The following is an 18,664-nucleotide window of genomic DNA, read 5'->3' on the forward strand; positions in this document are numbered from 1 at the left end:
GGTCTATCAGTCAATGTTGCAGTGACTGGACTGACGCTATCGCAGGCAAGCCAGCTCCCACATTTTGAGGGTGTTCGGCTTTAGAGGGTCAGGTGCTTTCCCGCACTTGCAGTTCAAACCCCATATCCACCACCGGCTTGGCCACCTTGTTGCCCGCCATGATCGTCAACAGATGCTCCGCCGAACGCCGCCCAATCGCTTCACGCGGGGTGCTGATGCTGCTCAGGCGCGGCACCATGAATGACGAGGCGGGCAGGTCGTTGAACCCCAGCACCGCCACGCGCGCCGGCACGTTGATGCCGTGGCGCAGGGCTTCGAGCAAGGCGCCCTGGGCCAGGTCGTCGTTGCCGAAGAAGATCGCATCCACGTCGGGATGGGCGGCCAGCATCTGCAGGAACAGTTCGCCGCCCAGGCCCACGGAGGAGGGGCGCGGCGTCAGCAATTCCAGCGCCGGGTCGTACATACCCGCCTGTTGCAGCGCGCGGCGGAAACCTTCGCCGCGCAGCAAGGTGCGTTGGTCCAGTTGTGCACCTATATAGGCCAGGCGCTTGCGCCCACGGGACAGCAGGTGCGCCGCCGCCGTTTCACCCGCCGCCAATTGCGAGAAACCCACGCAGTTCACGCCGGCATTCGGGTCCAGGTCCATCATGTACACGCAGGGCACATTGCTGGCCTCGACCATTCGTCGGGCGCTCTCGGTCCGGTCGAAGCCAGTCAACAGCAAACCCCGTGGCTGGTAGGCCATGTAGTTGCGCAGCAGGTTTTCTTCTTCATCGCGGGAATAGTGGGAGTTGCCGATCAGCACTTCAAAGCCCTTGGGCCGCAGCACTTGGTGGATGGCTTCGAGGGTTTCGATAAACAGCAGGTTGGACAATGACGGCACGATCACCACCACCGAATGGCTCTGGGCCGAGGCCAGGGCGCGGGCGGCGGGGTTGACCACGTAGTTCAACTCGCTGGCGGCCTTTTGCACTTTTTCCACCAGTTCGGTGGCCACGGTGCTGATGCCGCGCAGGGCGCGGGAGGCGGTAATCGGGCTGACGCCGGCGAGGCGGGCGACTTCGTTAAGGGTCGGGCGACCCGTGGTGCGCAATTTTTTATCGTTCTTGGAGGTCATCAGGCGGCTTGCCAAACAAAAATCGAGGCACTAAGGTAGCGCTGTCTCCAAAAGGCTGCAAATTCTTGAATTTCGGGTTGCCTGATCCGGGTTCAAACGCTTGGAGCGGATGCACGCGTCACTCCATAAAAAAAGACAAGACGGCGCGGGAAAAGCCTGTTTTTGCACTAGCCTTACAGCGTGCAAAGGTAGCGCTATCTGCGTCCTGAGGTGTTTCATGAGTCAACCTGTTACTGCCCTGGTCATCATGGGTGTTGCTGGCTGTGGCAAGACCAGCGTCAGCGAGGCCGTGTGCCGTCTGAACGGCGCCACTGCGATTGAAGGCGACAGCTTTCACCCTGCCGCGAACATCGAAAAGATGAGCGCCGGCCACCCCCTCAACGACGACGACCGTGCCGGCTGGCTCGACATCCTCTGCGATGAATTGCGCCGTTCGCTAAAAGCCGGTGAACACCCGGTACTGACTTGCTCCGCCCTCAAGAAGAAATACCGCGACCACCTGCGCGAAGCCGCGCCGGGCCTGGGTTTCGTGTTTCTGGAGCTGAGCCGTGAAGTGGCGTCCGACCGCGTGTCCCACCGCCCCGGCCACTTCATGCCGGCCAGCCTCATAGACAGCCAGTTCGCCACCCTTGAATCGCCCGTGGGCGAGCCGCTGACCCTGGCCCTCAACGCCAGCGTAGACAGTGTCGAGGCGTTGGCCGAGCAGACCCATGCCTGGTGGCTGCAACACGGCTTCGAACCTTCCAAGTGATTTTTTGCCGGAAAAGATAGCGCTATCCCCGGCAGGAAATTCAACACCCGCTTTAATAACAACAACAAACAGGAGAGACCCCCCATGTTTGGCATGTCCCACGAGTCTTACCTACTGCTTGATGCAGTGGTCACTATCATCGGGTTGATCGTTCTGATCACCAAGTTCAAGGTGCACCCGTTCATTGCACTGATTATCGCGGCCGGCTTCCTCGGCCTGACCTCGGGCATGCCCGTGGACAAGATCATCAAGGCGTTCCAGGACGGCTTCGGCGGGGTGCTCGGCTTTGTCGGCATCATCCTCGCGCTGGGCACGATGCTCGGCAAGATGATGGCCGAATCCGGCGGCGCCGATCAGATCGCGCAAACCCTGATCCGCGCCTTCGGCAAGGAAAAGGTCCAGTGGGCCATGATGTTCGCCGCGTTCCTGGTGGGCATCCCGCTGTTCTTCGAGATCGGGTTTGTGCTGCTGATCCCGCTGGTATTCATCGTCGCGCGCCGCACCGGTGTGTCGCTGATCAAGATCGGCATCCCGCTGCTCGCCGGCCTGTCGGCCGTGCACGGCCTGGTGCCACCGCACCCTGGCCCGCTGCTGGCCATCGGCGTGTTTGGCGCGGACATCGGCAAGACCATCCTGTACGGCCTGATCGTCGCACTGCCGACGGCCATCATCGCCGGCCCGATCTTCGGTACGTTCATCGCCAAGTACATCCCGGGCAACCCGTCCCAGGAACTGGTGGATCAACTGGCCCGCGAGTCGGAACACAAGAACCTGCCGAGCTTCAGCATCACCCTGATCACTGTGCTGCTGCCGGTGTTCCTGATGCTGCTGAAAACCTTTGCGGACATCGGCTTGCCTGACGGCCATATCGTGCGCAACTGGATGGACATGATCGGTCACCCGATCTCCGCGCTGCTGCTGGCGTTGCTGCTGTCGCTGTACACCTTTGGCCATCGCCAGGGCATTCACTCCAAGCAGATCCTCAAATTGCTCGACGCCAGCCTTGCGCCGACCGCCGCGATCATCCTGATCATCGGTGCCGGTGGTGGCTTCAAGCAGATGCTGGTGACCAGCGGCGTGGGCGACGTGATCGGCCATATGGCGGTGAACGCGCAGATCAACCCGATCCTGCTGGCATGGCTGGTGGCGGCGGTGATTCGTGTGGCCACCGGTTCGGCGACGGTGGCGACCATTACTGGCGCGGGCATCGTGGTGCCGGTGGTGGGGATGATTCCGGGCGTCAACCGTGAGCTGCTGGTGTTGGCGACGGGGGCGGGGTCGTTGATCTTGTCGCACGTCAACGATGCGGGGTTCTGGCTGGTGAAGCAGTATTTCAATATGACCGTGGCGGAGACGTTCAAGACGTGGACGGCGATGGAGACGATTCTGTCCGTCGTGGCGTTGATCTTCATCATGCTGCTGTCGCTGGTGGTCTAAGCACACCACTAAACCCCATGTGTGAACCCAATCAAAATGTGGGAGCTGGCTTGCCTGCGATGGCGGTGGTGAATTCACCGCCGCTATCGCAGGCAAGCCAGCTCCCACATTGATTGGGTTTCTTCAGAAAGATCGGGTTAGGCTTTAGGGCCTAGGCCATCTGCCCTGAACATTGTCCGAATCCCCCGCACCGCCTGCCGAATCCGATCCTGGTTCTCGATCAGCGCAAAGCGCACATGATCATCGCCATACTCGCCAAAGCCAATCCCCGGCGACACACACACCTTCGCCTCCAGCAGCAGCTTCTTGGCAAACTCCAGCGAACCCATGGCGGCATAGGCCTCGGGAATCTTCGCCCAGACGTACATCGACGCCTTCGGATTCTCCACCATCCAACCCAGCTCATGCAGGCCCTTGACCAGCACGTTGCGGCGTTGGCGATACTGCTCGGCAATGTCCTTCACGCACTGTTGGTCGCCTTCCAGTGCAGCAATCGCCGCCACTTGCAGCGGGGTGAACGTGCCGTAGTCGTGGTAGCTCTTGATGCGCGCCAGGGCGTTGACCAGTTCCGGGTTGCCCACCATGAAACCGATGCGCCAGCCGGCCATGTTGTAGCTCTTGGACAGGGTGAAAAATTCCACCGCAATGTCCTTGGCGCCCGGCACCTGCATGATCGACGGGGCTTTCCAGCCGTCGTAGACGATGTCGGCGTAGGCCAGGTCGTGGATCACCAGCACGTCGTACTGCTTGGCCAGCGCGATCACGCGCTCGAAGAAGTCCAGCTCCACGCACTGCGCGGTGGGGTTGGACGGGAAGCCGAGGATCATCATCTTCGGCTTGGGGATCGAGCCGCGAATCGCCCGTTCCAGCTCGGCGAAGAAGTCCACGCCGGGAATCAGCGGCACCGAACGCACCTGGGCGCCGGCAATCACGGCACCGTAGATGTGGATCGGGTAGCTCGGGTTGGGCACCAGCACGGTGTCGCCCTGGTCCAGGGTGGCCAGCATCAAGTGCGCCAGGCCTTCCTTGGAACCGATGGTCACGATGGCTTCCGACTCGGGGTCGATGTCCACTTCATAGCGGTCTTTGTACCAGCGCGAAATCGCCCGGCGCAGACGCGGAATGCCTTTGGAGGTGGAGTAGCCGTGGGTGTCTTCACGCTGGGCCACTTGCACGAGTTTTTCGACAATGTGCGGCGGCGTGGGGCCGTCAGGGTTGCCCATGCTCAAGTCGATGATGTCTTCGCCGCGCCGACGCGCAGCCATCTTCAGCTCGGCTGTGATATTGAAAACGTAAGGGGGGAGTCGATCTATGCGCGCAAAGCGGCGCGGCGAACCTTGGTCTGCCATTGTTGCCTCGAGGTACGTAAGCGCCCGGAACCGTCCGAGCGACGTCGGCCACTGCGGTGGCCTGCGGGCAGACAATACGGGCGATGATGGCCAGTTGTCCAGATGCCTGGGAAAATTTTCTGCTTGGAGTACAGCGCGGATATACCCCTATACTCGATGCGGGTTTGTTCCCTATAAGAAGGAGACTGTTCGTATGGATCAGCAGACAAAACAACCGTTGGAGCCACGCATGGAAGCCGGTAAAGCCCTGGTGATCGCCGGGGTGCAAGGGCGTTATTCGAAGGCCACTGTGGGAGATATTCCTAAGCTGTGGGAGTTGTTCGACACCTGCATCAAGGACATCAAGAAACGCGTCGGCGGCGTGACGTATGGCGTGTGCCATAACCCCAACCATGGCGAGTTCGACTACATGGCCGGGGTGGAAGTGCCGAGCAAGAGCGACGTGCCGGGCAATTTCGAAGTCATCGAAATTCCACCGCTCAACTATGCGGTGTTCCCGCATTACGGGCCGGTGCAGGCGCTTGAGCAAACCTACGAACGCATCATGTTCGAGTGGTTGCCGCACTCGGGCTACAGGGTAGTGGGCGCGGATTTCGAGCGCTACAGCGCCGACTTTGACGTGCGCAAAGGCACCGGGACGGTGGAGATATGGTTGCCGGTGGGCGACAAGTAAACCTCCCTCACCACAGGGCGTTCAGCCACCAAAGGTGAGTTGGAAGCCCTGCGCCGATTCGCGTATGGCCTTGGCAACGGCAGGCGCTAATCGGCAGTATTCATCTTCGCGCTTGAGCACGACTTCAAGGGTTTCAAGCAACGCTTGAAGCCGTGCTTCGGGGTGTTCGACTTCACAGGTTTTTGCAAACTCAAGGATGCCCAGGCGCGAGGCAAATAGTGATTTGTTGCCTGCCAGGTCCAGAGCTAGTGAGTCTTCAGGAATGTACGCAGTGGTGTTCACGATGTCGTAGGCCGGCGCCAGGCGTGTATCGAATTTCACCGGATCACTGTAGAGCACACCGAAATTCTTCAGGTGAGCATCGCCGTTACCCACGATACAGCTCAGGGCAACACTGTCGAACAGTTGGTCGAGGGAGCTGCGGATCTGCACCGGCGCACAGAACATGCGCACGGCCTTGGCGATGGCGGCGTAGCTTTTGCTGTATTTCTGTTCCGCAGATAGCCCCATCAGTGTGGTCATGTCCTCAAAACCCAGCGGGTTGAGCTGCTCGTCCCTATCAAAGCGCCGCATGATGAACAGCTTATGGTTCTGCGACAGGTAAAACGGCGGCACCGGCAAGCCCGCATCCCGCGCAATGGACATGCACAGGTATTCATTGATGGCCAGCCCGGGAAACTCTTCACGTCCACTCTTGATGATCAGGTCGTCTGTCTTGGAGGTGAATTTCTGTTCGGGTGTTTGAGGCTTCTCCGGTACCAGCACTTTGGGTTGTACACCGGAAATACCCGCCCGCAGGATGTAGCGATCGACCAGGTCGGCAAAGAGATCTTCGGCGCCGTCCCAGGCCAGAATCTCATCGAGATTTTCCCCGGCGGCGGGCGGGCCATTGCGCAGGATCAATTCGTTGACCTGATCCGAAGACACAAACACCCGACCAATCGGCGCACTGCTGCCGGACAGCGCCAGCAGCAACATCGGGTCGACTTTCACGGTCTTGGCGAGACGATTGCGCAGTTGCTCCAGCACGTAACCTTCCGGCAGGTTCATCTGGAAGATGGGGTGAAGCTCCCGGCGACGATATTCTTCTGCACGCACTGGCATCGACAGGCCGACTGCGCTGTTTGCCAGAGCTTTGTCGCTGTAGCGAAACAGATAGTCGTCGGCGCTCATCAAGACGCTGCCGCTTTCACCCTGAGGGGTATGCACGCGCAAGCTGGGGTTATTCATTGAACAGCTCTCCCAATTCTTCCAGTGTTGGCAGGGTTACAGGCACCAATTTGAGTTCACTGCCCAGCGCCGCAATCACACGGGCATAGGCATTCATTGAAACCGAAGGGCTCCCCTGTTCAATTTCGATCAGTTTTTGTCGGGTTACGCCCGCAAGCTTCGCCAGTTCCGCCTGTTTGTAGCCTCGATTAAGGCGCATGGCGCGGACTTGGTCACCAAGACGTTGGGTGATAATCGAAGTGTCCATGTCACATATTCATTACTTTGTGATAGTTAAGTCATGTATACGTTACATTTGTAGGGTGTCAAGGCTACTCTGATCAAATACCCAACCCAGCCTGCGCTCAAACCCGATTCTCCCTCGGTACGCCTCCCCGTTGTCCATCCACCCAAGCCCCAGATACAGCCCCATCGCCGCCTCATTGTCTGCGTCCACTGATAACTCCAACCCCCTGATCTGCGGCCACACCTGCAATGCAGCTGCGGGTAGCGCCTGCAAGCACGCTTTGCCGAACCCACGCCCTTGCTGATGCCGATCCACCTGCAACGCATGCAAGGTCGCGCTGTGTTCATCCGCCCAGTGGGGCAGGCAGGGCGGGCGTTTGAGCAGCAGGAAGGCCACGGGCGTTTCGTCGGCGAGCAGGGCGAAGCCTTTGATGGCGTCGGGATGGGGATTGACCAGCAAGCTGTTCAGCGCACAGTAGATATCGCCGGAATACGCCAGTTGCTCGGGGTGTACTTGCAGGGTGTCGAGTTGCTGTTTCTGCGCAAGACTCAGCGTCTCATAAAGGGCGAGGCGGGTTTCCATCGGGGGCGTATCCGAAATCCTACAAAGAGGCCTGGATTCTAGCGGGTTTGCCGGGGGCTAAATTATTTTTAAGGGGCTTGTCGATTGGCCGGTGGGCCATTCGACTAAGGGTGTCTTCCGTGATGTTTTCTACCCCAAGGAGTATCGCCATGAGCACTGCAATCAACACCCTGATCGAACAATGGAAACAAGCGATCACCGCCAAGGATGTCGAGAAGATTGTCAGCTTTTACGCCGACGATATCATCGCGTTCGATGCCGTTGGCGCGCTGCAATTCAAGGGCAAGGCTGCCTACCAGGCACATTGGCAGGCGTGTATGGAGTTCTGCCCTGGCCCCGGCGTGTTCGACTTTCATGAGCTGCATATCGTTGCCGGAGCAGACAGCGCCTTTGCCCACTGGCTGGCCCACTGTGGGGGCACCGGCCCGGACGGAGTGCTCAAGACCTGCTGGATGCGCGTCAGCGCCGGCTACCAGCGCATCGATGGCCAATGGAAAGTGGTGCATGAGCATTGGTCCGCGCCGTTCGACATGGAGACCGGCGCCGGTCTGTTCGACCTGAAACCTTGACCTGCGCGATCTATAGTCAGTAGTCCGAAAACGGAGAACACCATGAAATATCTGTGCCTGATCTACAGCAACGAACAGGTGCTGCACACCTCGCCGGACAGCCCGGCAGACCCGGAGTGCTTCGCCTACGCGCAGTCCGTTCAGGCCAGTGGTCGCATGCTGGCCGCCGAGCCACTGGAGTCGGTGACCACCGCTACCACCGTGCGTATGCGCAATGGCAAGTTGTCGATCACCGACGGACCGTTTGCCGAGACCAAGGAGCAGCTCGCCGGTTTCTACCTGATCGAGGCCCGTGACTTGAATGAAGCGATCCAGGTGGCCGGTGGCATTCCGGCCGCCCGGGTCGGCAGTGTGGAAGTGCGCCCCGTGCGTGAATTGAATCTCTGACTAAAACAACCCTAAGACTCAAGAGGTTTACCCCATGTCTACGCAACCTGCCGAGTTTGAATTGTCCATCAGCCGCCTGATCGATGCGCCGCGCAGCCGCGTGTTCCGCGCCTGGACCGAACCCGCTTTGCTCCAGCAATGGTGGGGCCCCCACGGCATGACCACCCCCGAGTGCGAAATGAACCTGTGGGTCGGCGGCTTGTTTCGCACCTTGATGCGGGCGCCGGACGGTGCCGAGTATCCGACCCAGGGTGTGTTCCTGGAAATCGATGCGCCCAATCGGCTGGTGTTTACCGACGCCTTCATGCCCGGCTGGATACCTTCGGGCAAGCCGTTCATGAGTGCCGAGGTCACCTTTGAAGAGGTCGACGGCAAGACGCTTTACACCGCCCGCGCCATGCACTGGAGTGCCGAAGACAAGCAGGCCCACGAAGCCATGGGCTTTCATGACGGCTGGGGCCAGAGCCTGGACCGGCTGGTCACCCTGGTGACCCAGGGCATGCCCGATTGAACCTGTCGGTCGAGGCGATTTACCGCAGCGAATCACGCCGGGTCCTCGCGACGTTGATTCGCTTGCTGGGTGATTTCGACCTGGCCGAAGAAGCCCTGCACGAAGCGTTTTTTGTAGCGGTGCAGCGCTGGCCGCTGGACGGTGTGCCGGACAATCCACGCGCCTGGCTGGTGTCGACTGGGCGCTTCAAGGCCATCGACCGTCTGCGCCGCCAGGCGCGGTTCACCCCGTTGCTGCAGGCGCAGGCCGATGCACTGGAAGCGGCAGACTGGAGCGATGAACACGTGGAAGATGACCGCCTGCGCCTGATCTTCACCTGCTGCCACCCGGCACTGGCGGCCGACGCCCAAGCGGCGCTGACCTTGCGCGAGATCTGCGACCTGACCACCGAGCAAATCGCCCGGGCGTTCCTGGCCACGCCGGCGACCATCGCCCAGCGCATCGTGCGGGCCAAGGGCAAGATCCGTGAGGCGAAGATCCCTTATCAAGTGCCAACCCGGGACGAATTGCCCGAGCGCCTGGACAGCGTGTTGCGGGTGATTTACCTGGTGTTCAACGAGGGCTATTCGGCGTCCATTGGGGCGGACCTGACTCGCGAGGATTTGACCCGTGAGGCCATTCGCCTGGTTCGATTGTTGATGGAGTTGCTGCCCGAACCAGAAGTCATGGGCTTGCTGGCGTTGATGCTGTTGCATGAATCCCGCCGCCCGGCGCGCACCACGGCCAGTGGGGAGTTGGTATTGCTGGATGAGCAAGACCGCTCGTTGTGGGATGCCTCCTTGATCGACGAAGGCTGTGCACTGGTGGAGCACGCGTTGACCACTCGGCGCTTTGGTCCCTATTGCCTGCAAGCGGCGATCGCGGCCGTGCATGCCGAAGCGCCCAGTGCGCGAGACACCGACTGGCCGCAGATCGTCGGGCTCTACGATGTGTTGCTCAGGATGATGCCGTCGGCAGTGATCGAACTGAACCGCGCCGTGGCACTGGCCATGCGCGATGGACCCTTGGCGGGGCTGCAACAGGTCGAGGGGATCCTGGCGCGTGGCGATTTGTTGGATTACCACTTGGCGCACTCGGCGCGTGGGGAGTTTTGCCGGCAACTGGGGCGCGTTGAAGACGCGCGCATGTCGTATGGAAAAGCCCTGTCACTGACCCAGCAGGCGCCAGAAAAACGCTTCCTCGAACAACGCTTGGTCGAACTCAAATCATTCAAACAATGAAGATCAAAATGTGGGAGCTGGCTTGCCTGCAATAGCGGTGTGCCAGCATGCATCTCTGTGGCTGATACACCGCTATCGCAGGCAAGCCAGCTCCCACATAGAGTGTCATTGCCTGGGACATATCATTCGAGCATCTTGCCCAGCAACCAACTCCCCGCCGGCCCCGGCGGATGGTGCCGCGACCACAGTGCATCCACCGCCACCGAACGCGGCCAACTGCGGGCTTTCAGTTCCACCAGTTGGCCGCCATCAAAGCGCTCCACCAGCCAGCGTGGCAGTGGCGCCCAGCCAAACCCCAGTTGGGCCATTTCCATCAGCATCAGGTAACTGGGTGCCGACCACACCCGCCCGCTGGCGCGGGTTTCATTCGGATTGATGATGCTGGCCAGGCGCAGTTCGCGGTGTTGTCGCAGGGTGTCGGCGGGGATGTTTTGCAGCTTCGCCAACGGGTGCTTGGGCGCGACATACAGCGCGATTTCCGTGCGTTCCTCCACGGGCGCGCCGGTCAGGTCGGGCGGGTACACCTCTTGTTTTTCGATAAACGCCACCTGCGCCCGGCCACTTTGCACCAGGGCGATCAAGTCTTCGCATTCGGCGATCAGGCATTCCAGTTCAAGGTCCGGGTAGCGTTGTTCAAACGCACTGAGGGCGACCTCGAAGCGGTCGGACTGGTAGGTATCCGACATGGCAATCGTCAATTTCGGCTCCAGGCCTTGGGACAACTGGCTCGCCGCCAGCTCCAGGCGACTGCTGGCCTCCAGCACCTGCTCGGCCCGTTGCAGCAACACCTGCCCGGCGGCCGTCAGGGTGGGCTTGCGGCTGCTGCGGTCAAACAGCATCAGGTCCAGGTCAATCTCCAGGCTCGCCACGGCGGCACTGACGGTGGACTGGCTCTTGCCCAGCTTGCGCGCCGCCGCGGAAAACGAGCCTTGGGTGGCGGCCTGCACAAACGCCTGCAGCACTTCATTGGACGCCATGACTATCGCCTATCTCGATGGTTATTGGTTATGAAGTATCGGTGCCGGGGGTAATCATGGCAACCATCTTCACTCACGGAGCCAGACCATGAACCCTACCAAATCGATTTCTGAACGTGTTGGCCAAGCCCTCGGTTTTGAAGGCCTGGCCCTGCTGATCTGCACGCCGTTGCTGGTGTGGATCACCGGCCGGCCGGCGCTGGAGATGGGCGCGGTGACGCTGGGCATCAGCTTGCTGGCGCTGACCTGGAACATCATTTTCAACAGCCTGTTCGACCGCCTCAAGGCGCGCCTGCAACTGGCCACCAACGCCTGGACGCGGGTGCTGCATGCGCTGATGTTTGAAGGCGGGCTGATTATCGTGTGCGTGCCGCTGATTGCCGCGTGGCTGAACATCAGCCTGTTGGACGCGTTTATCCTCGACATCGGCGTACTGCTGTTCTTCCTGCCGTACACCTATGTCTATCACTGGGCCTATGACGTGCTGCGCGACAAGCTCCAGGCGGTCAAAGAAACATCCCGCCCGAAGCCTCAATGCGCTGACCGGTGATCCAATGGCTGCCATCGGCCAGCAAGGTTGCAATGGCGCCGCCGATATCGTCCGGCAACCCGGCACGCCCCAGTGCCGTGTTGTTGGCGACCATGCTGTTGAGAGCCGCATTGTCCCGCACGGCGCCGCCGCCGAAGTCGGTCTCGATGGCGCCCGGGGCGAGGATGTTCACGGTGATCCCACGCGCGCCCAGTTCCTTGGCCTGGTAGCGCGTCAGCACTTCCATCGCCCCCTTCATCGCAGCGTACGCCGCATAGCCCGGCAGGCTGAACCGCGCCAGGCCGCTGGAAATATTGACGATGCGCCCGCCATCACGGATCAGCGGCAGCAGTTTTTGCGTGAGGAAAAACGGGCCCTTGAATTGGATCGCCACCAGTTGGTCGAACTGCGCTTCGCTGGTGTCGGCAAAGCTGGCGTGGGCGCCGATGCCGGCATTGTTGATCAGAAAATTGAAGTGATCCTGTGCGAATACATCCTTGAGCACACTGGCGACTTCGCCGACGAAGTCATTGAAGGTGGCGCTCTGGCTCACGTCCAGTTGCAGCATCGCGGCGCGGCCGCCCAGGGCCTGGATCTGCTCGACCACCGCCTGGGCTTCGGCCGCCGCGCTGTGGTAAGTGCCGATGATATCGACGCCCTGTGCCGCCAGGTGCAGCGCCGCGCTTTTGCCCAGGCCGCGGCTGGCGCCGGTAATCAATGCGATTTTACGGGTCATGGTGCAGTCCTCTCAGGTTGTCTGTGGGATTGAGTGTATTTGTCCGGCCGTTACGTGATAAACAGCGCTATACCGGAATCACTGGCCGGATAAGGCGAACAATCCCATGAACAAACTTGAGCTGCTGCGCACCTTTGTGCGCGTCACCGAACTGTCGAGTTTTACCGGCGCCGGCGAGAGCCTCGGCCTGCCACGCTCCACCGTGTCCGAGCACGTGCAAGCGCTGGAAGAACTGCTCGGCGCGCGCCTGTTGCAACGCACCACGCGCAAGGTGCAGGCGACCCAGGACGGGCGCGTGCTGTACGAACGCAGCAAGGATCTGCTGGCGCACATGGAGGAGCTGGAAGGGCTGTTCCGCCAAGACGAGGCGCAACTGAGCGGGCGCATCCGGGTGGACATGCCTAACGTGATGGCGCGGGAATTGATCCTGCCGCGCCTGCCGGAGTTCATGGACGCACACCCGCTGATCGAGCTGGAAATCAGCAGCACCGACCGCCAGGTCGACCTGCTCGCCGAAGGTTTCGACTGCGTGCTGCGGGTGGGCGCACAACCGGACCAGAGCGTGGTGGCGCGGTTGTTGTGCAGCCTGCCAATGATCAACTGCGCGAGCGCGGCGTACTTGCAACGTTACGGCGTGCCTACGACGTTGGCCGACCTTGCCCACCATCAACTGGTGCATTACGTACGGCCGTTGGGTTCACGCTCGGCGGGGTTTGAATACCAGCAAGGCAACAAGGTGCACCGCATTGCCATGGCCGGGCGGGTTACCGTCAACAGCACCGATGCGTACCGCGTGGCGTGCCTGGGTGGGTTTGGCATTACCCAGGTGCCGGCCCTGGGCATTCGCGAGTTGCTGGCCAGCGGCGAGTTGGTCGCGTTTTTGCCCGACTACCCGGCGCCGCCGCTGGATGTGTCGCTGCTCTACGCCGGCCAACGGCATTTGCCGCTGCGGGTGCGGGTGTTTATGGACTGGCTGGCCGCGCTGTTGCAAGGCGCACTCTAGCGCCTCGCCGACAATTGTTGCGGGGCGAGGAAGGCGTCGTGGAAGTAGTCGCGAAACGCCTGCATTGCCGGGGTGAACGCGCGCTCGCGGTGCCAGGCCAGGCCGACGCTCATCGGTGTGACGGGGTCGGTGACGGTCAGCGTTTCGATGCGTTTGCCTTCCAGCGACCAGGGCCGGTGCACCAGGTCCGACAGAATCGCCACGCCGCTACCATTGGCGACCATGCTGCGCACGGCTTCCACCGAACTGGTGCGCAGCCGCACCTGGGGCGTTTGCCCGGCCTGTTCCCAGTAGCGCATGGCGCTGTGTTCGGCCTCGTCGACGGTGAGCAGGATATAGGGTTCCCGGGCGACATCCGCCAGGCTCACGGTGCCGCGCTCGCACAAGGGATGATGGCTGGGCAGCCACAGGCGGCGCTCCGAGTTGAACAGGATTTCCGAGGTGATATCCGCGTGGGTCAGGTTGGCGGTGAGCACTACGGCCATGTCGAACTGGCCGTCCAGCAGGCCTTGCTCGATGGCCTGGCGTTCCTGCTCGAACACCTGGATGTTCACGTCCGGGTGCCAGTGTTCCATGCGCTGCAAGTGGTGAGGCAGGAAGTAGCCGAGCACCGTGTAGCTGGCGGCCACCCGCAGTTCGCCGCTGGCGCGGTAGTCGGGCAGCGGGCTGTTCAGGGCGTCGTCGACGCTGCGCTGGATCACATAGGCACGGTTGAGAAAATGCCGCCCGGCGTCGGTCAGGCTCATGCCCTGGGCCGAGCGCACAAACAGTTGCACGGCGAGCATGGCTTCCAGCTCCTTGATCGCCGTGGTCACCGCCGACTGGGAGATGTTCAGGTGAATCGCCGCCTGGGAGATCTGGCCGATCTCGGCGGTGGCGACGAAGTAGCGGACTTGGCGCAGGGTCAGGGACATAGCGATATCTGTTTTTCAGAAGATGGCCTATCTGATAATAGATCTTCCCAAGGGGTCAAGCCGCAGCCTACTTTCTGCTATCACTTAGGCGGAGCGACCTCAATGCAGGCAGTGGATTTCAACTCGGACATGGGCGAAGGCTTCGGCCCCTGGACCATCGGCGATGGCGTCGACGCGGAGCTGATGGCCTATATCAGCTCGGCCAATATCGCCACCGGCTTCCACGCCGGCGACCCCGGCACCATGCGCCGCACCGTCGAGCGTGCCAAGCAACTGGGCGTGGCCATCGGCGCGCACCCGGGCTTTCGCGACCTGGTGGGCTTTGGCCGTCGGCATATCAACGCACCGGCCCAGGAATTGGTCGACGACATCCTCTACCAACTCGGCGCCCTGCGGGAAATCGCCCGCGCCCAAGGCATGACGCTGCAACATATCAAGCCCCACGGCGCGCTCTATATGCACCTGGCCCGCGACGACGAAGCCGCGCGGCTGTTGGTGCAAAACCTGCAAATCATCGAGCCGACGCTGTTGCTGTACTGCATGCCCAACTCGGTGATCTGGCATGTGGCGAAGGAGCTGGGGCAACCGGTGGTGCGCGAATTCTATGCGGATCGTGAGTACGATCTCAGCGGCTCCATTGTGTTTACCCGCACGGTGCGCGCGCTGGATCCTGCGACGGTCGCGGCGCGAGTCCTACGGGCTTGTCAGACCGGACTGGTGCGCACCGTCGAAGGCGAAGATCTGTTTATCGAATTTGATTCCATCTGCCTGCACAGCGACACCCCGGGTGCGCTGGAGTTGGTGGAAGCCACCCGCGAAGCCCTGGACCAAGCGGGCATTACGGTTAAAACCGCAGAATAAGATCGCCCCGTTATTTTTTTCGCCTGCCTTTCTACAATGATTCCAAGAGGAACAGACATGGCTGAAACGACCCCCATCCGCTACAGCTTCGGCGGGGATGAACACCTGTTTGCCGAAGTCAGCGACAGCATGTCCCTGGAGGCCTTTTTCAAAGGCATGGCGGTGACCCGCGCGGTGGAGCGCCTGGCGCTGGAAGGCGTGCTGGATGTGTGCCTGGCCAATGCCTCGTTCCAGATCCGCTTCGACCCCGACCGCATCGCGCCCCACGTGCTGCTCGATGCGGTGCAAAGCGCCGAAGCCCAGGCCGTGGCTGAGCGCACCTTGCACACGCGCATCATCGAAATCCCGGTGCTGTACAACGACCCCTGGACCCACGAGACGCTGATGCGCTTTCGCGACCGCCATCAAGACCCCAGCGGCACCGACCTGGAGTACGCCGCGCGCATCAATGGCCTGGCCGATGTGGACGCGTTTATCGCCGCCCACAGTGGTGCGCCGTGGTTTGTGTCGATGGTGGGGTTTGTTGCGGGCTTGCCGTTCATGTTCCAGATGGTCGAGCGCGAGCGCCAATTGCAGGTGCCCAAATACCTGCGCCCGCGCACCGACACGCCGAAACTGACCCTTGGCCATGGCGGCTGCTTTGGCTGCATCTACTCGGTACGCGGCGCCGGTGGCTACCAGATGTTCGGCGTGACGCCCGCACCGATCTACGACCCGGCGCAGCAGTTGGCGTACCTCAAGGAGCACATGGTGTTCTTTCGTCCCGGCGATATCGTGCAGTTCAAGCCGATTGATCGCGAGGCCTACGACCGGGCCGTCGCCGAGGTGGACGCAGGACGTTTCGACCTGCGTATTCGCCCCGTGGAATTTTCCCTCGACGCCTTTCTGGCCGACCCCATCGGCTACCCGAAAACCCTGCAGGAGGCGCTGGCATGATCAAGGTCCTCAAACCCGGCCTCGCCACCTCGGTGCAAGACCTTGGCCGCGAAGGGTATTACCACCTGGGCATTCCACCCTCAGGGGCGTTGGACCAGTACGCGCTGAGCGCGGCCAACCACCTGGTGGGCAACCCGCCTGGCGCGGCTGGTCTGGAATGCACGTTGATCGGCCCCGAATTGGAGTTCCAACAGGACGCTTTGGTGGCCCTCAGCGGCGCGTTGATGGCGCCGCGCCTGGACGGTGAAGTGGTGCACCAGGACACCGCGTTCCAGGTGCGTGCCGGGCAGGTGCTGCGCTTTGAGTTTCCCAAGGCTGGCGCACGCACGTACCTGGCGGTGGCCGGTGGCATCGATGTGCCGGTGGTGCTGGGCAGTCGCTCGACTTACACCCTCGGTGCGCTCGGTGGGTTCCACGGGCGGCGCTTGCAAGAGGGCGATGTGTTGCCAGTCGGCGCGGCGAGTGGAGCGGGGCGTGCCGGCAACAGTTTGCCGATGGCATTGCGCCGTTCGGTCGGCGGTGATGTGACCTTGCGGGTGGTGCCAGGCTTGTATTACGAGCGCTTGAGCGAGGCGGCGAAAAGCAGTTTTTTTGCCGAACCCTGGACCGTTGGTTCAGAGGCAGACCGCATCGGTTATCGCTTCAAGGGCGGCAGCGCGCTGAGCTTTCAGCCACGGGAGCAGCCGTTTGGCGCGGGCTCGGATCCATCGAACATTGTCGACAGTTGCTACCCGATTGGCTCGATCCAGGTGCCGGCAGGGCTGGAGCCGATTGTGCTGCATCGGGATGCGGTGTCGGGCGGTGGCTACGCGATGATCGGCACGGTGATCAGCGCCGACCTGGACTTGATCGGGCAGATGCAGCCGAACCAGCGGGCGGGGTTTGTGGCGGTAAGCCTGGAGGAAGCGCTGGAGGCGCGGCGGGTCTACAAGAAGCGGGTGAAGATCATGGCTGGACTCTTCACCAACTGAAGAAACAAAAATCCAAATGTGGGAGCGGGCTTGCTCGCGAATGCGGTGGATCAGTCAGAGATGAATTGACTGACACACCGCATTCGCGAGCAAGCCCGCTCCCACATTTTTGTCCTGTGTTGGGTCAGAAGAGTTTGGTGAATAGCCAGTAGAGGCTGCCTGACAACAGGATCGCCGCGGGCAATGTCAGCACCCACGCCATCAGCAGATTGCGGATGGTCTTCATCTGCAACCCACCGCCATTCGCCACCATGGTCCCGGCCACACCGGAGGACAACACATGGGTGGTGGACACCGGCAAGCCATACATGTCCGCCGCGCCGATGGTCAGCATCGCCACGGTTTCCGCGGCGGCGCCCTGGGCGTAGGTCAGGTGGGTCTTGCCGATCTTCTCGCCCACCGTTACCACGATGCGCTTCCAACCGACCATGGTGCCCAACCCGAGGGCGATGGCCACGGCGATCTTCACCCACAGCGGGATAAAGCGCGTGGAGTTGTCGATCTGTTGCTTGAACAGTTGCAGCTTGCCTTGGGTGTCGGCATCGAAGTTGCCGACCTTGCCCTTGTCCATCAAGCGTATGGTTTCGCTGGTCAGGTACATGTCGTTACGCACGTTGCCTACGGCTTCGGCGGGGACTTTGGCCAGGGAGCCGTAGCCTTTGACTTGTTCACCGATCTGTCCGGCGAGGGCGGCGAGGGCCGGCACCAGTTCCGGCGTGGCGTCCTTGGTGCGCACGTAGGTCGAGAGGATCGGCCGGGGATCGCCCGCCAACACCTGCGGCGCGCTTTTCACCAGGGCGACTTGGGTCACTTCGGCCACGGCGGCGAACTGCAACGACTGTTCGGCGGGCATGGTGCGGTTCAGCGCGTAGGCCATCGGCAACGTGCCCACCAGGATCAGCATGATCAGGCCCATGCCTTTTTGCCCATCATTGGAGCCGTGGGCGAACGACACGCCGGTGCAGGTGGCGATCAGCATGCCGCGAATCCACCACGGCGGCGGGGTGTTGCCTACCGGTGCCTTGTACAGCGAGCGGTTCTTCACAAAGGCGCGCAGGGCCAGCAACAGCAGCGCGGCAAACCCAAAGCCGATCAGCGGCGACAGCAGCAGCGCGTAGCCAATCTTGATCGCCTGGGCCCAGTCCACACCGCTGGTGCCGTCACGCCCGTGCATCAAGGCGTTGGCTACGCCGACGCCGATGATCGAACCGATCAGGGTGTGGGACGACGAGGCGGGCAAACCCAGCCACCAAGTGCCGAGGTTCCACAGGATCGCGGCGATCAGCAGGGCGAAGATCATCGCGAAACCGGCCGATGAACCGACCTGCAAGATCAGCTCCACCGGCAGCAGGGCAATGATGGCAAACGCCACCGCGCCGCTGGACAGCAGCACGCCGAGGAAGTTGAAAAAGCCCGACCACACCACCGCAAAATGCGGCGGCAGCGAGTTGGTGTAGATCACGGTCGCGACGGCATTGGCGGTGTCGTGGAAACCGTTGACGAACTCGAACCCCAAGGCAATCAACAGCGCCACGCCGAGCAGCAGGAACGGCGTCCAGGTGGTGACCACCGTGCCCAGCTCGTGCATGTCGTGCATCAGGCTGTAGGCAGTGAAAAGCAGGCCCATGGCGAGCACGGCGAAGAAAATGATCACCGTCACCAGGTTGGGTTTCTTGTCCAACCGG

At 61.6% G+C, this 18,664-nt stretch carries 21 protein-coding genes; 12 read left to right on the forward strand and 9 right to left on the reverse strand.

Annotation, left to right across the window (positions count from 1 at the left end):
* Positions 1–88 precede the first annotated feature (88 nt).
* Positions 89–1,120, reverse strand: a complete 1,032-nt coding sequence (locus tag J1G37_RS07360) for a LacI family DNA-binding transcriptional regulator (protein ID WP_177413989.1) — start codon at positions 1,118–1,120, stop codon at positions 89–91.
* Between the two features lie 214 nt (positions 1,121–1,334).
* Here J1G37_RS07360 and J1G37_RS07365 point away from each other — a divergent pair, with 214 nt between their 5' ends.
* On the forward strand, positions 1,335–1,868 hold the full coding sequence (locus J1G37_RS07365; protein ID WP_026137052.1) for a gluconokinase: 534 nt from the start codon (positions 1,335–1,337) through the stop codon (positions 1,866–1,868).
* An 84-nt stretch (positions 1,869–1,952) separates the two neighbouring features.
* The gene (locus J1G37_RS07370) at positions 1,953–3,305 is read left to right on the forward strand and encodes a GntP family permease (protein WP_017738791.1); all 1,353 of its coding nucleotides are present in this window, start codon (positions 1,953–1,955) and stop codon (positions 3,303–3,305) included.
* Positions 3,306–3,442: 137 nt separating this feature from the next.
* On the opposite strand, the gene alaC is transcribed toward J1G37_RS07370, so the two are convergent.
* Positions 3,443–4,654, reverse strand: coding sequence for an alanine transaminase (gene alaC / locus J1G37_RS07375; RefSeq protein WP_207040770.1), 1,212 nt, complete (start codon positions 4,652–4,654; stop codon positions 3,443–3,445).
* A 193-nt stretch (positions 4,655–4,847) separates the two neighbouring features.
* Here alaC and J1G37_RS07380 point away from each other — a divergent pair, with 193 nt between their 5' ends.
* Positions 4,848–5,327, forward strand: coding sequence for a GyrI-like domain-containing protein (locus J1G37_RS07380; RefSeq protein WP_207040772.1), 480 nt, complete (start codon positions 4,848–4,850; stop codon positions 5,325–5,327).
* A 21-nt stretch (positions 5,328–5,348) separates the two neighbouring features.
* Here the strand turns inward: J1G37_RS07380 and J1G37_RS07385 are convergent, their stop codons facing one another.
* From J1G37_RS07385 to J1G37_RS07395, 3 genes are read right to left on the reverse strand one after another with little or no spacing between them, the layout of a single operon-like run.
* Positions 5,349–6,557 (reverse strand): type II toxin-antitoxin system HipA family toxin, encoded by a 1,209-nt coding sequence (locus J1G37_RS07385; protein WP_207040774.1) that lies wholly within the window; start codon positions 6,555–6,557, stop codon positions 5,349–5,351.
* On the reverse strand, positions 6,550–6,804 hold the full coding sequence (locus J1G37_RS07390; RefSeq protein WP_207040776.1) for a helix-turn-helix domain-containing protein: 255 nt from the start codon (positions 6,802–6,804) through the stop codon (positions 6,550–6,552). Before J1G37_RS07390 ends, J1G37_RS07385 begins: the two co-directional genes overlap by 8 nt.
* A 42-nt stretch (positions 6,805–6,846) precedes the next feature.
* Positions 6,847–7,365, reverse strand: a complete 519-nt coding sequence (locus tag J1G37_RS07395) for a GNAT family N-acetyltransferase (protein WP_207040778.1) — start codon at positions 7,363–7,365, stop codon at positions 6,847–6,849.
* A 149-nt stretch (positions 7,366–7,514) separates the two neighbouring features.
* Between J1G37_RS07395 and J1G37_RS07400 the strand changes: the two genes are divergently transcribed.
* Genes J1G37_RS07400 through J1G37_RS07415 form a run of 4 tightly spaced genes read left to right on the forward strand, consistent with a single transcriptional unit; the run spans position 7,515 to position 10,052 of the window.
* Positions 7,515–7,934 carry a nuclear transport factor 2 family protein gene (locus J1G37_RS07400; RefSeq protein WP_207040780.1) on the forward strand — a complete coding sequence of 140 codons (420 nt, stop codon included), beginning with the start codon at positions 7,515–7,517 and terminating at the stop codon, positions 7,932–7,934.
* A 42-nt stretch (positions 7,935–7,976) separates the two neighbouring features.
* A complete protein-coding gene (locus J1G37_RS07405; RefSeq protein ID WP_061449320.1) occupies positions 7,977–8,321 on the forward strand; it encodes a YciI family protein in 345 nt (114 codons plus the stop codon).
* 34 nt (positions 8,322–8,355) lie between these two features.
* A complete protein-coding gene (locus J1G37_RS07410; protein WP_207040782.1) occupies positions 8,356–8,832 on the forward strand; it encodes an SRPBCC family protein in 477 nt (158 codons plus the stop codon).
* Positions 8,829–10,052: an RNA polymerase sigma factor gene (locus J1G37_RS07415; RefSeq protein ID WP_207040784.1), complete on the forward strand. Its 1,224-nt coding sequence runs from the start codon at positions 8,829–8,831 to the stop codon at positions 10,050–10,052. The genes J1G37_RS07410 and J1G37_RS07415 overlap by 4 nt, the downstream gene beginning before the upstream one ends.
* Before the next feature lie 122 nt (positions 10,053–10,174).
* Here J1G37_RS07415 and J1G37_RS07420 read toward each other — a convergent pair whose 3' ends face one another.
* On the reverse strand, positions 10,175–11,029 hold the full coding sequence (locus J1G37_RS07420; RefSeq protein ID WP_207040786.1) for a LysR family transcriptional regulator: 855 nt from the start codon (positions 11,027–11,029) through the stop codon (positions 10,175–10,177).
* An 88-nt stretch (positions 11,030–11,117) separates the two neighbouring features.
* Here J1G37_RS07420 and J1G37_RS07425 point away from each other — a divergent pair, with 88 nt between their 5' ends.
* Complete coding sequence (locus J1G37_RS07425) at positions 11,118–11,579, forward strand: multidrug/biocide efflux PACE transporter (RefSeq protein ID WP_207040788.1); 462 nt, start codon at positions 11,118–11,120, stop codon at positions 11,577–11,579.
* Here the strand turns inward: J1G37_RS07425 and J1G37_RS07430 are convergent.
* Positions 11,536–12,294, reverse strand: a complete 759-nt coding sequence (locus J1G37_RS07430; RefSeq protein WP_207040790.1) for an SDR family oxidoreductase — start codon at positions 12,292–12,294, stop codon at positions 11,536–11,538. The genes J1G37_RS07425 and J1G37_RS07430 overlap by 44 nt on opposite strands.
* Before the next feature lie 106 nt (positions 12,295–12,400).
* Here J1G37_RS07430 and J1G37_RS07435 point away from each other — a divergent pair, with 106 nt between their 5' ends.
* The gene (locus tag J1G37_RS07435; RefSeq protein ID WP_207040792.1) at positions 12,401–13,297 is read left to right on the forward strand and encodes a LysR family transcriptional regulator; all 897 of its coding nucleotides are present in this window, start codon (positions 12,401–12,403) and stop codon (positions 13,295–13,297) included.
* Here the strand turns inward: J1G37_RS07435 and J1G37_RS07440 are convergent.
* Positions 13,294–14,211 (reverse strand): LysR family transcriptional regulator, encoded by a 918-nt coding sequence (locus tag J1G37_RS07440; RefSeq protein ID WP_207040794.1) that lies wholly within the window; start codon positions 14,209–14,211, stop codon positions 13,294–13,296. The two genes, J1G37_RS07435 and J1G37_RS07440, sit on opposite strands and share 4 nt — an antisense overlap.
* A 102-nt stretch (positions 14,212–14,313) precedes the next feature.
* Here J1G37_RS07440 and J1G37_RS07445 point away from each other — a divergent pair, with 102 nt between their 5' ends.
* The 3 genes from J1G37_RS07445 to J1G37_RS07455 are packed head-to-tail and all read left to right on the forward strand — an operon-like array spanning position 14,314 to position 16,979.
* Positions 14,314–15,072, forward strand: a complete 759-nt coding sequence (locus J1G37_RS07445; RefSeq protein WP_207040796.1) for a 5-oxoprolinase subunit PxpA — start codon at positions 14,314–14,316, stop codon at positions 15,070–15,072.
* A gap of 57 nt (positions 15,073–15,129) precedes the next feature.
* Complete coding sequence (locus J1G37_RS07450; RefSeq protein WP_207040798.1) at positions 15,130–16,008, forward strand: allophanate hydrolase subunit 1; 879 nt, start codon at positions 15,130–15,132, stop codon at positions 16,006–16,008.
* Entirely contained in the window at positions 16,005–16,979 is a 975-nt protein-coding gene (locus J1G37_RS07455) for a biotin-dependent carboxyltransferase family protein (protein WP_207040800.1), read from the forward strand. Before J1G37_RS07450 ends, J1G37_RS07455 begins: the two co-directional genes overlap by 4 nt.
* Positions 16,980–17,103: 124 nt before the next feature.
* Here the strand turns inward: J1G37_RS07455 and J1G37_RS07460 are convergent, their stop codons facing one another.
* Entirely contained in the window at positions 17,104–18,660 is a 1,557-nt protein-coding gene (locus J1G37_RS07460) for an inorganic phosphate transporter (protein ID WP_207040813.1), read from the reverse strand.
* Positions 18,661–18,664: the final 4 nt, after the last annotated feature.

Source organism: Pseudomonas sp. Marseille-Q1929, assembly GCF_017316265.1.
Taxonomy (GTDB): domain Bacteria; phylum Pseudomonadota; class Gammaproteobacteria; order Pseudomonadales; family Pseudomonadaceae; genus Aquipseudomonas.

What these genes read in the sequence shown, in the direction of transcription:
- J1G37_RS07365 (WP_026137052.1), top strand. Translation starts at nt 1,335, where the DNA reads ATGAGTCAACCTGTTACTGCCCTGGTCATCATGGGTGTTGCTGGCTGT.
- J1G37_RS07370 (WP_017738791.1), top strand. Translation starts at nt 1,953, where the DNA reads ATGTTTGGCATGTCCCACGAGTCTTACCTACTGCTTGATGCAGTGGTC.
- alaC (WP_207040770.1), bottom strand. Translation starts at nt 4,654, where the DNA reads ATGGCAGACCAAGGTTCGCCGCGCCGCTTTGCGCGCATAGATCGACTC.
- J1G37_RS07380 (WP_207040772.1), top strand. Translation starts at nt 4,848, where the DNA reads ATGGATCAGCAGACAAAACAACCGTTGGAGCCACGCATGGAAGCCGGT.
- J1G37_RS07385 (WP_207040774.1), bottom strand. Translation starts at nt 6,557, where the DNA reads ATGAATAACCCCAGCTTGCGCGTGCATACCCCTCAGGGTGAAAGCGGC.
- J1G37_RS07390 (WP_207040776.1), bottom strand. Translation starts at nt 6,804, where the DNA reads ATGGACACTTCGATTATCACCCAACGTCTTGGTGACCAAGTCCGCGCC.
- J1G37_RS07395 (WP_207040778.1), bottom strand. Translation starts at nt 7,365, where the DNA reads ATGGAAACCCGCCTCGCCCTTTATGAGACGCTGAGTCTTGCGCAGAAA.
- J1G37_RS07400 (WP_207040780.1), top strand. Translation starts at nt 7,515, where the DNA reads ATGAGCACTGCAATCAACACCCTGATCGAACAATGGAAACAAGCGATC.
- J1G37_RS07405 (WP_061449320.1), top strand. Translation starts at nt 7,977, where the DNA reads ATGAAATATCTGTGCCTGATCTACAGCAACGAACAGGTGCTGCACACC.
- J1G37_RS07410 (WP_207040782.1), top strand. Translation starts at nt 8,356, where the DNA reads ATGTCTACGCAACCTGCCGAGTTTGAATTGTCCATCAGCCGCCTGATC.
- J1G37_RS07420 (WP_207040786.1), bottom strand. Translation starts at nt 11,029, where the DNA reads ATGGCGTCCAATGAAGTGCTGCAGGCGTTTGTGCAGGCCGCCACCCAA.
- J1G37_RS07425 (WP_207040788.1), top strand. Translation starts at nt 11,118, where the DNA reads ATGAACCCTACCAAATCGATTTCTGAACGTGTTGGCCAAGCCCTCGGT.
- J1G37_RS07430 (WP_207040790.1), bottom strand. Translation starts at nt 12,294, where the DNA reads ATGACCCGTAAAATCGCATTGATTACCGGCGCCAGCCGCGGCCTGGGC.
- J1G37_RS07435 (WP_207040792.1), top strand. Translation starts at nt 12,401, where the DNA reads ATGAACAAACTTGAGCTGCTGCGCACCTTTGTGCGCGTCACCGAACTG.
- J1G37_RS07440 (WP_207040794.1), bottom strand. Translation starts at nt 14,211, where the DNA reads ATGTCCCTGACCCTGCGCCAAGTCCGCTACTTCGTCGCCACCGCCGAG.
- J1G37_RS07445 (WP_207040796.1), top strand. Translation starts at nt 14,314, where the DNA reads ATGCAGGCAGTGGATTTCAACTCGGACATGGGCGAAGGCTTCGGCCCC.
- J1G37_RS07450 (WP_207040798.1), top strand. Translation starts at nt 15,130, where the DNA reads ATGGCTGAAACGACCCCCATCCGCTACAGCTTCGGCGGGGATGAACAC.
- J1G37_RS07455 (WP_207040800.1), top strand. Translation starts at nt 16,005, where the DNA reads ATGATCAAGGTCCTCAAACCCGGCCTCGCCACCTCGGTGCAAGACCTT.